Below are 13,428 nucleotides of genomic sequence, written 5' to 3'. Positions count from 1 at the left end.
GTCGCCGAGGCTCAGGGCGCCTCCCACGGGAGGGGCGCCTCACCAAGACCCACCTTCTTGCGGAAAGCGACGTGCAGCGCCCGGGTCTTCGGGCCGGGGAGTCCCGCGCCGAGGGTGTGCCCGTCCACGCGCACGACCGGAACGATCTCGCGGAGGCTCGAGGTGATGAACACCTCCTCGGCGGCCAGGAGCCGGGCCATCGTGACCGGCTCGCAGCACACCGGGATGCCGAGCTCGCCCGCGACGTCGATGACGTTGGCCCGGGTGATGCCGACAAGGATCCCTGCCTCCCTGGGCGGCGTGATCAGCAGGTGTCCCGCCTCCTCCGCGCCCTCGCGCGCCGGCGGACGCCGCTCCACGAGGAAGACGTTGGACGTCGTGCCTTCGACGACGTGGCCCGACGGGTCCAGGATCAGCGCCTCGTGGGCCCCGGCGGCCCGCGCCTCGCGCAGGGCGAGGAGGCTCTCGAGGTAGTTCGAGATCTTGGCCCCCGGCGCCGCGTCGCCAGCCCGCTGGGTGCGCGTCGTGACGACCGAGATCCCCTCGCGGTAGAGCGCGCCCGGCAGCGGCTTCAGCGGCTCGACGAGGACGACGCGGAGCGGCGCGCCCGCGAGCGCCGGATCGAGCCCGAGCGGGCCGCTGCCGCGGGTCAGCATCACGCGGATGTAGCTCTCGAGCGGCGCGGCTGGGCCCGTCGTTCCCGCCGAGCCCGCCGTGGCTCCGGCGCCCTCCGGCGCGCTCGCGGCCCGGATCAGCGCGCGCACCTCGCGGGCGAGCGCGTCGCACGGGATCGGCAGCGCGATCGCGATCCGCTCAGCCGAGCGCTCGAGGCGGGCGAGGTGCTCTTCCAGAGCGAACGGCTCGCCGCCGTAGGTACGGATGGTCTCGAAGACACTGTCGCCGTAGAGGAAGCCGCGGTCGTAGACCGAGACCTTGGCCTCCTCCGGCCGATGGATGACACCGTCGATGCTGACAAGCCGCGTCACGCGGCGAGATTACGTCACTTCTTGAGCTGCGCCAGGAGCTCCTTCGCCGGGGCGAAGTCGCGGTCGTTGTCGAGCGCGCGCTCCAGCATCTGGATCGCCTTCTTGTCGTCGTTCTGACGGTGGCTGATCACGCCGAGGTAATAGAAGACCTCGCCCTTGCTGATCGGCGCGCCCTCGTCGAGCTTCTGGAGGAGCAGCGCGCGGAAGGTCTTCTGCGCGCGGTCGATGTGCGCCGTCCTCGCCGCGTCGTCGCCCGACTCCGACAGCTCCAGCGCCAGCACGCCGAGGTCGCGGAGGATGGCGATCGAGCCCGGGTCGATCTTGAAGGCGACGTCGAGCTCGGTGAGCGCCCGCTCCCGCTGCCCCTCGGCCAGGTAGGCCTTGGCGAGGCGGTGGTGGATCGCGGCGAGATCCTTCGAGCGGCGGCCGCCGTAGGACTCGACGATCTGCTGCAGCGCCTCGGCGGCCTTCTGGCCGCGGCCCGAGGCGCTGTACGCGTCGCACAGCGCGAGCAGGAGCTCGCGATCGCCCGGCACGAGCTCGGTCGCCTTGACCAGGAGGTCCGCGGCGCGACCGGGATCGCTCCGCTTCGTCAGGTGGATGCCGGCCGCCTTGCGGTAGAGCGCCACCTTCTCGGCCGGCTGCCCGGCCGTCTCCGCGTCGCCGGTGATGAGATCGGCGAGCTCGGTGAAGGCCTGCTGCTTCTCGTAGAGGGCGAGGAGCTGCTTCCTGATGTCCTGCGCCGACGCGTCCGCCGCGAGGCCCCGCTCGAGCACGCGCCGGACCGCGCCCTCGTCGCCGAGGGACCGGTGCAGGTCCGCGAGCCGGAGCGAAGTGCTCACCGCCTCCGCGGCGCGGGCGTCCTCGAGGATCACCTCGAGCCGCTGCGCCGCCTCGGCCTTCTCCCCGCGCTGCTCGTGCAGGCGTGCCAGCGCGAGCAGCGCGCCGGCGTGGCGCGGCTCGCGCTCGAGGACCGCGCGGTAGGTCTCGATCGCCCGCGCCGTGTCGTTCAGCCGGGTCTCGTAGACCTCGCCGAGGCGGACGCTGTACGACAGCTCCGCCGCGACGTCGCCGCGGTCCTTCGCGCGCTCGATCTGCGTGACGAACAGATCCGACAGCTCCTGATCGCGGCCGGTCTTCTCGAGCAGCTGCGCGAGCAGGACCGTCGCCTTCTCGTTGTCGGGCTGCTCGTCGAGGACCGCGCGCAGGTGCTCGGTCGCCTCGCTCACGGCGTCGAGCCGCGAGAGGCAGATCTCGGCGCTCTCGAGCCGCAGCGCCGAGCGGGCCTCGGGGGACTCGGCCAGGTCGGTGAGCCGCTCGAGCAGCGAGAGCAGCTCCTTGTGCTTGCCGGCCTTCGCGTAGAGCTCGCGCAGCGCCGTCGCCGCGCGCGCGTCGCCCGGATCCGCCTCGAAGAGCGTCTCGTAGAGCTCGATCGCCGCCGCGTCGTCGCCGAGCTTCTCGCGCGCGACCGCCGCGGCGGCGTGCCGCGCGTCGCGGACGCGATCGGCCTCGGCGTAGAGCTCGGACTGGCGCACGAGCAGCCGGAAGACCTCCTTGGGGTCGCCCGCCTCCTCCCGCACCTTCGTGAGCTCGGCGAGCGCCCAGGTGTCCCCCTCGTCCGCCGCGAGCATCTCGCGCAGGATCGCCTCGACGAGCTCCCGGTCGCCCAGCGCGCGCTCCGCCAGCTGCTTCGCCTCGCGGCGGAGCTCGCCCGCGGTCCCCTCCATGCCGTCGAGGGCCGCGATCCGGCGGAGCGTGCCGATGAGGTCGCGCTCGCGCCCGGGGGCCCGCTGCAGCTCCTCGATCGACCGCAGGATGTGCTCGCTCGTGGGATCGTGCGTGAGCGCCGCCTCGTACGCCGCCTCGGCGGCCTTCGGGTCGCCCACCTTGTTCTTCTGCCACTCGGCGATGCGCATCCAGAGATCGCGCGCCGTGTCGCCGTCGAGATCGGCCCCGGCCCGCACCGCCCGCTCCAGCGCGGAGGCGGCGCTCGCCCAGCCGCCCGTCAGCGGGGCGAGGCGCTCGATCTCGCCGAGCACGTCCGGGTCCGACGGGTCGTCGGCGAGCGCCTTCTCGAGGGTCTCCAGGGCCGCCCGCGGGTCGTTGGAGCGCACCTCGAGCACCTTGGCCAGGTCGAGGCGCATCCGGATCCGCTCCACGCCGGTCGGCGCGAAGCGGATGCGCTTCTCGTAGAGGCGCGCCAGCGCGGCGTTGTCGCCCCGCGTGCGGTAGACGCCCTCGAGCGCCTCGGCCGCCTCGTCGAAGAGCGTCGGATCCTCGGTGAGCGCCTCGATCGCCGCGCTCGCCCGCTCGTGATCGACCGCCCGATCGAGCGCCTGCCGCAGGGTGTTCAGGCCCTGGGGCTTGTCGCCGAACGACTCGATCTGGATCACCGCGAGCCGGTAGAAGAGATCCGCCTGGTCGCGATCGCCGCTCGTCACCGCGCCGCGACGCTCGAGCACGTCCGCGAGCGCCTTCTCGTCGCCGAGGCGGCCGTAGAGCCGATCGAGCGCCTCGAGGAGCTCCGGCGTGTCGCCGGCGTGCTCGACGGCCTTGGCGTAGGCCTGGGCGCTGCGCCGGTCGTCCTTGAGCTTCTCCTCGGCGATGCGGCCGATCCGGAGGAACAGGTCCTTCGCGATCGTCGCGTCGAAGGTCGCCGAGGCCCGCTGCGCGAGCGCGTCGCAGTAGCGGCCGAAGCCGTCCGTGCGCTCCGCGAGCCGCTCGATCTCGCCGTGCAGCGACGCGTCGTCCGGCGCGTCCTCGAGGGCGCGGAGCAGCGCCTCCTCCGCCTCGAGCGGCCGCCCGAGCTGCACGTCCTGCACCACCGCGATCGCCCGGAGCGTCTCGGCCCGGTCGGTCGGCTCGGTCTGCGCGCGCAGGCGCAGCTCGAGCGCGGCCGCGAGCTCCTCGTGGCGCCCGGCCGCGCGGAGGACGGGCTCGAGCACCTGGGCGGCGTCGAGGCGCAGCTCCTCGCGGCCCTCGCCGATGGCGCGGACCGCCCGGATCGCGTGATCGTTCGCCTGATCCTCGTCGAGGACGAGCCGGTACTGCTCGATCGCGTCGCTCGGGCTCTCGAGCTCCCGCGCGTAGAGATCGCCGATCGCCGTCCGGAGCTTGATGCGCGCGCCCCGCTCCGTGGCGGCGCTCGCCTGGAGCATCAGGTTCGACAGGAGCTCGTCCCACATCCGCTCGGCCCGGTAGAGCCGCTCCAGCGACGTGAGCACCGCCGGATCGCCCGGCTTCGCGTCGAGCGCCGCGTTGAGCGCGGTGATCGCGTCGCGCGGGCTCGAGAGGTCCCTCTCGTAGCGCTCGGCGGCGCGCACGTTGAGGTCGTAGCGCAGCTCCTCCTCGTCGGGGCCCGCGAGCTCGACGCGGCGGCCGTAGAGCTCCACGAGCCGGCTCGCGGCGCCGCGGGGCTCGTGCAGCTCGATCAGCGCGTCGATCGTCATCGCGCTCTCGGGGTCGAGCTCGAGCGCCCGCTCGTACGCCCGGATGGCGCCCTCCGTGTCCTCGAGCATCTCGAGCTTTGTCTCGGCGATGCGCCGGCAGATCGAGGCGTTGTCCTCGTCCGACGCCATCTCGCTCTTCTTCTCGAGGACGGCGATGAGCGTGTCCCAGTCGCTGAGCAGCACGGCCAGCGTGTCCATCTGCTCGAGCGGCTCGGGGTCGCTCGGGTCGAGCGCGGACAGGCGCGCGTAGGCGCGGAGCGCCCGGCGCGGGTCGTCCACGCGCGTGTCGTAGACTCGGGCCAGCGACGAGAGCAGCTCGCGCTTCGTGAGCTCGTCGGCCGTGATGGTCACGCCCTCCTCGAGGCTCCCCGCGAGCTCCTCCCAGGCGCCGAGCTGCTCGGCGAGCCGCTCGAGCTCGCCGCGCGTCTCGCCGTCGTCCGGATCGAGGCTGAACGCCGCCCGGATCGCGTCGAAGGCGCGCAGCTCATCGCTGCCCCGCGTCTCCCAGAGCTTCGCCGTCTCCCGCAGCACCGCGACCTTCTCGCGGGCGTCTGACGCGAGGCCGAACCGCTCCTCGTTGAGCCGGATGAGCTGCCGCCAGTCGTCCGCCCCCTCGTAGAGCGGCCGGAGGATCTCGACGACCCGCGCCTTGTGCTGCAAGTCCTGGATGAGCGCCTCGAGCGCCCGGATCGCCTCGGCGTGCGAGGGCACCTCGCCGACGATCGCCTCGAGCTGATCGATCGCGCCCGCGGTGTCGTCGAGGCGCGTGCGCAGGAGCTCCGCGAGCGCGAGCCGGTAGGGCGCCGCGCGCTCGCCGTTCGAGGCGGCCTCGGCCCGGCGCAGGTAGAGGTCGGCGAGATCGCGCGGCCGATCGAGCTCGCGGTAGAGCTCGGTCAGCGCGTCGAGCGACCGGGCGTCGTCCTCGTCGACGTCGAGCGCCGCGCGGTAGGTGTCGATCGCGAGCGCGGGCTCGCGGAGCTCCGTCCGCTCGAGGCGCGCGATCGTGTGGAGGGCGTCGAGCCGGTCCTCGTCCTTCCGGTAGTCGAGCGCGGCGCGGTAGAGCTGGATGCGCTCGGCGTGGCGCCCTTCCTTGATGAGCAGCCCGTCGATCGCGTCGAACAGATCGCGCGAGTCCGGCTCGAACTCGTGCGCGCGCCGGTACCACTTCAGCGCGTCGGTCACGTCGCCGAGCTGGGCGTAGAGCTCGCCGGTGCGCCGGCTGAGCTTCGCGCTCGACGCGTCGTCCGAGGTGAGCTCGCCGAGCTCCGCCGCGTAGATCTCGGCGAGCCGCCGCTCGGCGCTCGCCACCTTCGCGAGCCGCTCGAGCTCCGCCCAGACCCCCTCGTCGGTGAGATCCTCGTGGAGGAGCTTCGCCACCGTCTCCAGGGCCGCGCGGTAGTCCTCGAGCTGCTCCTCGTGCAAGGTCGCGAGCCGCTGCAGGAGGTCGCGGCGCTCGACGGGGTCCTGGCTCGCGGCGAGGCGCGCATCGAGCGCGATCTTCACCCGGTTCCAGTCCGCCCGGCGCAGGTACACCGGCTCGAGCATCTCGCCGGCGCGCGCCCGGTGCTCGGCCTCGGCCGAGCCCTCGAGGATCGCCTCGAGGAGCGACACGGCGCCCTCGTGCGCCGGATCGAGGAGCAGCGCCTCGGAGAGCTCGTCGAACGCGCGCTGCAGGTCCTCGGTGTGGCGGTGCGCGACGAGCGCGATCTTGACGTGCAGCTCGGCGAGATCGCCGGCGCGCACGTCGAGCTGCCGCTCGTAGAGCCGGATGAGGTCCTGAAAGCGCCCCGCCGCGCGGTAGAGGCTGTCCAGCGCCGCGAGCGCGTCCGGGTGGAGCGCGATGTCGAGGATCGTCTCGTAGGTCGCGATCGCGCTGGCCTGGTCCTCGAGCGGGCCCCGCTCCAGCTCGGCGATCCGGAAGAGCAGCCCCGTCTTCTCCTCGTCGCTCTCGGCGTGCTCGACCCGGAGCTTCAGGATCTCGAGCAGCCGCCCGGCGTCGTTCGCCTCGCCGTAGAGCTCCTCCAGCGCGATCATCGCCCGCCGGTCGTCGCCGCGGGCCTCGAGCGCCTTCTTGTACTGCTCGACCGCGAGCTCGCGGTCGTCGAGCTTGTGCCGCGCGAGCTCGCCGACCCGGAGCCGGACGTCCTGCTGCACGTCGCCGTCGAGGATGTCGGGCGCGATGCCCTGGAACAGCGCGCAGACCTCGGACCAGCGTCCGGTGGCCTCGCCCAGCCGCTCGACCGTCTCGATCCAGGTCGTCACGTCGGGCTCGCCCGCCGCCTCCCGGACGCCGCGGAGCGCGTAGCCGAACGCCCGCGAGGTGTCGCCGAGCGGCCCCTCCGCGGTGCGGAGCGCCTTCTGCAGCGTGGCGAGGCGCTCGCCCGGGAGCTCCGAGGTCTCGACCTTGATCTCCAGGACCCGGAGGAGGCGCTCGGCGTCGCCGTCCGCCTCGTAGAGCGGCTCGAGCGTCTCGGCCGCGTCCCGCCGCGCGTCCTCCCGCTCGAGCATCGCCTCGAGCGCCGCGCGGCAGCGCGCGTTCGACGGATCGAGCGAGAGCGCCTGGCGGTATGCCTCGAGCGCCCCCGTCGCGTCGGCCTGGTGCAGCCGCCGCACGTCGCCGAGCCGCGCCAGCAGATCGAGCCGGGCGGGCGTCTCCACCGCGAGCGACAGGTCCGTCTCCAGCGTGTCGGCGAGGTCGACCCAGCGCTCGTCGAGGTCGTAGAGCGCCTCGAGGGCCGCGAGCGTCGGGCGCTCGGGCCCGAACTCGTCGAGCACCGCGCGCCACGCGTTGATCGCCTCGGGCACGTCGGCGAGCCGCTGCGCGAGCGTCTCGGCCGCCTTGGTCATCGCGCGCCGCCGCTCCTCCGGGTCGGTGGTCGCCTGCTCCCGCGCCCGGAGCACCGAGACGAGCTCCCGCCACTGCGAGGTCCGCTCGTAGAGCCGCTCCAGCGCCGCGAGCGCCGCCGTGTCGGCGCTGTCGTCGCCGAGCCGCGCCTGCCAGGCCTCGATCGCCTTGGCCGGGTCGTCCAGCACCGTCTCGTACAGCGTGCCGATGCGCTCGTAGAGCGACCGCCGCGTCTCGACGTCCTCCTCGAGGCGCACCTCGATCGCGAGCACGCCCGCGAGCGCCAGGTGCTCCTCCTTCGCCGCGTAGATGCGGCCGAGCGCCTGCGCCGCCGGGATGACCAGCGACGGATCGGTCGGATCGATGGAGAGCACACGCCGGTAGACCTTCTCGGCCCGGTCGGCGTCGCCGAGGAGGTCCTCGCAGATCCTCGCGACTTCCATCAGGATCTCGCCGCGGATCGAGGCCGTCCCGCACGCGTCCGCGGCCGCCGTGAGCACCTCGGCGACCTGCTCGTGCTCGCCGAGGCGCCGGCCGATCTCGATGAGCCGCTCGCGCGCCGCGAGGTCCTCCGGCTCGAGCGGCAGGAGCTCCGACAGGCTGGCGAACGCGCCCGCGTCGTCCTTGAGCCGCTCGTCCTGGAGCACGCTGACGCGGCGGAGCAGCTCGCGCCGCTCCGACTCGGTCTCCGCGCCCTGGCGCCGGATCTCGAGGACCCGCACGAGCTGCCGGATCTCGTCCCGCGCCTCGTACACCGCCTCGAGCACGCGCGCCGCCCGGAGCCGGAGCGCCCCGATGTCGAGCAGCCGCTCGACGAGCTCGCGCGCCTTCGGATCGTTCTGGCGGATCCGGAGCACGTCCTCGAGGTGCCCGAGCGACCCGTCCGGCTCGTGCAGCCGGTCGAGGTAGATGCTGCCGAGCGACAGCTTGATCTCCACGCTCTCGGCCTCGGTCGCCGTCTTCAGGCGCTGCTCGAGGAGCGCCGCGAGGTCGCGGAAGCGCCCCTCGCGCTCGTAGAGCTTCTCCAGCGAGTCGAGCGCCGCCGTGTAGAACGGATCGAGCTCGAGGATGCGCTCGTAGTAGCCGATCGCCTTGGCGGCATCGCCGATGATCTCCTCGGCGATCAGCGCGACCTCGTTGAGCAGCTCGATGCGCTCGCTCTGATCAGTCGTGCCCTTCGCGGCGCGGTCGTAGAGCTCCTCGAGCTCGCCCCAGCGCTCGGCCGCCGTCAGGATCTGCTTCAGCCGCTCGAAGGCGCGGTGGCTGTTCGGATCGAGGCTCAGCACCCGCTCCAGGTAGGGCTTCGCGCCCTCCGGATCGCCGAGCTGCTCGTCGTGCAGGCTCGCCGCGCGCTCGCAGAGCTCGACCTCCACGGCGCTCCCGAGCACCTTGTCGCCCTCGGTGCGCCCCGCGACGAGGTGCACCCGGTAAGCCTCCGCGAGGTCGGTCGGCCGGCCGGCGCGGCGCGACAGCTCCGCGGCGCGGTCCCAGAGCTCGATGTCGTCCGAGAACTCGTGCAGCGCCCGGAGCAGCGCGTCGAACGCCGTCCCGGCCGCGTGCAGCTTCGTCTCCTCGACGTTCGCGAGCGTGAGGTAGAGCTCTCGGCGCCGCGCCGGGTCTCGCTCCGCCTCGAGGATCACCCGCAGGGCCATGGCCTCGCGCCGGTGGTTGCCCGTCTCGGCGTACTCGACGGCGAGCACCCGGGCCGCGCGCACGCGCGTCTCCGGGCGCTCGACGAGCCGCGAGAGCACGGCGATCGCGTCGGGGTCGTGCGCCGACAGCTCGAGCGCGCGCACCGCCGCCTCGAACGCGTCCGACGGACGATCCAGCCGGTCCAGGTAGAGCGTCGCGAGCTCGATCTCGCGCCGCGCCCGCTCGTCGCCCTCGCTGACGTCGCGGTGCGTGGCCACGATCTCGGCCGCCGCCTCGTACTCGCCCGCGGCGTTCAGGAGGCGCGAGAGCACCCGCAGCGCGTTGATGCGCCCGGGCGTGAGCGCGATGACCTTGCGCAGGAGCTCGATCGCCTTCGCCGGATCGCCGAAGACCTCCTCCTCGAGCGTCGCCCACTCCTCGAGGATCTCGGCGCGCGCCTCGCCCTCGACCTGGCTCGCCCTGAGATCGAACAGCCACCTGAGGTCGGCCTGCCGCTCGTTCGCGCGGAGGAGCGCGTCGAGCGCCCGCACCGTGTCGTCGTCGGACGGGTCGTCCTCGACGAGGCCGCGGTAAACGGTCACCGCCTCGTCGAGCTTGCCCATCTCGCGCGCGTACACCTCGGCGAGCTTCAGCCGGAGCGTGCGCTGGACGTCGGTCGTGAGGTCCGTCGCCGTCCGGAGCCGGCCCTCGACCGCCTCGACGAACGGCCCCCAGGAGCCCGCCGCCCGCGACCAGGCCTCGAGCAGCTCGAGCCCCTCCTCGTCGGGCTTGAGCTCGTAGGCGCGGCGCGCGTAGCCGAGCGCGCTCGGCTTGTCCGAGAGCGGGCCGCCCGTCGCCGCCGCGAGCTTGCGCAGCATGCCGACCTGGGCCTCGGTGTCCTCGGTCGCGTCGAGGAGGATCTCGTAGAGCGCCGGCAGCCGGGCCCACTTCTCCTCGTCCTCGTAGATCGGCACGAGCGCCGCCGCGGCGCGCGCGTCCTTCGGCGAGACGCTGAGCACGCGCTCGTACGAGCGCGCCGCGCGCTCGGGCGCCTTGAGCTGCTCCTCGAAGATCCGCGCCGCGCGGAAGGAGATGTCGAGCTTCGTGGCCGGGTCGGTCGCCTTGTCCGCGGCGCCCGAGAGGAAGTCGACGAGGCCCTCCCAGTCGTTCTGCGAGGCGTAGAGCTCCTCGAGCCCGTCCCAGTCGCCCGCGGTGAAGTACGCGTCGCGCAGGACGCGGAGCGCGCGCGCGTGCCCCGGCGAGAGCGTGAGCACGCGCCGCCACGTCCGCGCCGCCTGGGCCGGATCCTTGAGGCGCTCGGCGTACACGGCCCCGAGCTTCTGCAGCGAGACGAGCCGCGCCGCGTCGTCGGCCGCGAGGTCGACGCGCCGCTCGAGCACCTCGGCGACCGTGGCGAAGTCCTTCTCGCGCTCGGCCTGCTTCTCCAGCGCGTCGAGCACCCCGGGGGCGCTCGGGTCGAGCTCGAGGATCCGCTTCTGCAGCGTGATCGCGTCCCCGCCGCGATCGAGCCGCTCGGCGGCGAGCTTGGCCATCTCGCCGAGGAGCTCGATCTTCGCGGCGCCCTCGGCGCTGTCGAGCTTGCGCTCGTAGAGCGAGTAGAGCTGCGGCCAGGCGCGCCGCTTCAGGTAGAGCTCGCGGAGCTTCTGCTGCGCCTCCTCGTCGATCGGCTCGACGGTGAGCAGCGCCTCGTAGGCCGCGATGGAGTTCTGGACGTTCGAGAACTGGTCGAACCAGCGCCGCGCGACGGCGCGGTAGAGCCCCGCCTTCTCGGCGCGGCTCTCGGTCAGCTCGGCGAGGCGCTGCTGGTACGAGAGCAGGTCGCGCCAGCGCCCGAGCGCCTCGTAGATGCGGGTGAGCTCTCGCACGGCGCCGACGTCCTTGTCGTCGAGCTGGACGATCTGGGTGAGGACCGTGACGAGCGCCGCGTCGTTCTTGGCGCGGTCGCGGTAGATCCCGGCGATCTCGCCGAGCACCGCGACCCTGCCGGCGACGTCGTCGACGGGCGTGCGCTCGAGGTCCTGCCGGTAGAGCTCGACGAGGGCGTTGTACCCCTCGGTCTGGAGGTACAGGCGCTTCAGGGCGTCGCGCGCCTGGCGGTTCTCCGGATCGGTCCGGAGCACGGACTTGTACTGCTCGATCGCCTTGGCGGCGTTCTCCTGCGACTCGGCGAGCCGCGCGAGCTCGGTGGCGAGGGCGCGCTTCTCGGCGCCGTCGGGCACGGCGCGCTGCGCGTCCGTGAGGATGGTCGTGAGCCGCGGCTTGTCGCCGCGCTGCTCCAGGACCTCGCGGTAGAAGTTGAGCATCCCGGCGTGCGCCGGGTCGGCGCGCCGCACGCGGTCGAAGTAGGGCTCGGCCGCCTGGGGCTGGGCGCGCATGCGCCAGTGGACCATGGCGATCTGCACGAGCATGCCGAGCTCGTCGCCCGGCTTCACGCCGCCGCTGCGGAGCTGGTCCTCGTAGAGGGCGACGAGGCGATCCCAGTCGCCCGCGGCGGAGTACGCCTCGGCCAGGAACGAGAGCGCCTCGGGCTGGCCGGGCGAGAGATCGAGCACCTCCTCGTAGGCCGCGATGGCGCGGGCCGGGTCATCGAGGTGGGCCTTGATGGTGCGCGCCGCGCGGACGCCCGCCGCGATGCGGTCCTCCTTGAGCTCGGCCTCGGCCTTGACGAGCGACTGGACGCGGACGACGGCGTCCCAGTCCCCCGCGGAGGCGAAGGCGATCTCGGCGAGGTTGGCGGCCCGGCGGTTCTTCGGGTCGAGCTGGAGGGCGAGATCGATGAGCTCGCCCACCTTCGCGCCGAGCTCGGCGCGGCCGTAGCGGTAGCCGATGTCGGCCGCGCTCGTGGTGAGCGCGCTCTTGAAGGCGCCGTCGGTCGCGGCCTCGGCCTCGGCCACGTAGCGGTCCACGAGGTCGCGCCACCGCTCGCGCTTCGAGGCGTCGGTCTCGAGGGCCTCGGCGGCGTCGTCGTCGTCGGGGCGCAGCTCGAGCAGCCGCTTGTAGGCGGCCGTCGCGCGTTCCACGTCGATGAGCTCCTCGTGGTAGACGCGGGCGAGCTCCGCCTGCATCGCGCCCTCGACCGGGCTGCCGGCGGCGAGCGCGATCTCCAGCTCGAGGAGGCGAGCGACGGCCTGCCACTCGCGCCGCTCCTCGTGCCGCCCGCGCGCCGCGCCGAGCAGGCGCTCGACGTCACCGGCGCCCGCGCCGTTGTTCGGAGCAGTCACGGCCTCCGCGAGCTCGTTCCAGGCTGCCTCGTTCTCGGGCTCATCCTGCAGGCGCCCGAGGGCCATCCGAATCGTCTCAACGCTCATCGTATCTCCGCGGACCTCGCGAATTCGGTCCGGTCCGTTCACGGCCGGGCGAAGATAGCCGGGCAGACGACACGGTTTCAAGGATCCTCGCCCCCGCGGCAAAAGCGCGGGCGCAGCTTTCGCGCGCTTCTGCCGCGGGGACGGCCAGCGGGCGGGCCGTCGGCATGGGCGGTTCACCGCGCCCTCGGCTTCGGGTATCCACCACGGGCATGGAAGCTACGACGATCAAGCGCTTCGGGGTGATCGGCGCGGGCCAGATGGGGCGAGGCATCGCCCAAGTCGCCGCGGCCGCGGGCCTCGAGGTGGTCCTGTGCGACGTCTCGAGGCCGGTGGCGGAGTCTGGCAAGGCTCAGATCGCCGCGATCCTCGCGAAGCAGGTGGAGAAGGGGAAGATGGCCCCGGAGGCGCGGGAGGCGCTCCTCGGCCGCGTCGCGGTCGCGGACGGCATCGCCGGCCTGTCGGGGGTCGACCTGGCCGTGGAGGCGGTGACCGAGAGCTTCGACGTGAAGAGCCGGATCTTCAAGCTCGCGGACGCGGCGATGCCGCAGGGGGCGATCCTGGCGTCGAACACGTCGTCGATCTCGATCACGCGGCTCGCGGCGGTGACCGGCCGGCCTGAGCTGGTCATCGGGATGCACTTCATGAACCCGGTGCCGCTGATGAAGCTCGTCGAGCTCATCCGGGGGGTGCAGACGTCGGACGCGACGTACGAGGCCGTCCGGGCCCTCACGGTGGGGCTGGGCAAGACGGTGATCACCTCGAAGGACCAGCCCGGGTTCATCGTGAACCGGATGCTGATCCCGTTCCTGAACGAGGCGTGCTTCGCGCTCCAGGAGGGGCTGTCGACGCCGGAGGACATCGACGCGGGGGCGCGGCTCGGGCTGAACCACCCGATGGGGCCGCTGGAGCTCGCGGACCTGATCGGGCTGGACACGGTGCTCTCGATCGCGGAGGTGCTGCACCGGGAGTTCGGGGACTCGAAGTACCGGGCGCCCACGCTGCTGCGGAACCTCGTGGCGGCGGGGTGGTACGGGAAGAAGAGCGGGCGGGGGTTCTACGTGTACGACGAGAAGGGGCAGAAGACGGGGAGGGCCGTGTAGGCGGCTGCGCTGCGGCGCGCGCGGCGGCGCCAGCGGGGGCGGGGGTGGAGGGACGCCGCGCTATCCGCGAGATGCGAACATTTTTGG

General features: G+C 73.1%; 3 protein-coding genes. 1 reads left to right on the top strand and 2 read right to left on the bottom strand.

Translation table 11 applies throughout. The features are described from left to right. Nucleotides 1–11: 11 nt before the first annotated feature. Complete coding sequence (locus WME75_RS01635) at nucleotides 12–986, bottom strand: aminotransferase class IV (protein ID WP_437485710.1); 975 nt, start codon at nucleotides 984–986, stop codon at nucleotides 12–14. Between the two features lie 14 nt (nucleotides 987–1,000). Further along, the gene (locus WME75_RS01630) at nucleotides 1,001–12,241 is read right to left on the bottom strand and encodes a tetratricopeptide repeat protein (protein WP_437485709.1); all 11,241 of its coding nucleotides are present in this window, start codon (nucleotides 12,239–12,241) and stop codon (nucleotides 1,001–1,003) included. A gap of 209 nt (nucleotides 12,242–12,450) precedes the next feature. Between WME75_RS01630 and WME75_RS01625 the strand changes: the two genes are divergently transcribed. Further along, on the top strand, nucleotides 12,451–13,341 hold the full coding sequence (locus tag WME75_RS01625) for a 3-hydroxyacyl-CoA dehydrogenase family protein (protein WP_437485706.1): 891 nt from the start codon (nucleotides 12,451–12,453) through the stop codon (nucleotides 13,339–13,341). The last annotated feature ends 87 nt before the right edge of the window (nucleotides 13,342–13,428 follow it).

It is taken from the genome of Sorangium sp. So ce1014, assembly GCF_051521505.1.
GTDB lineage: Bacteria > Myxococcota_A > Polyangia > Polyangiales > Polyangiaceae > Sorangium.
This window is presented reverse-complemented; position numbering and strand designations above follow the sequence as displayed.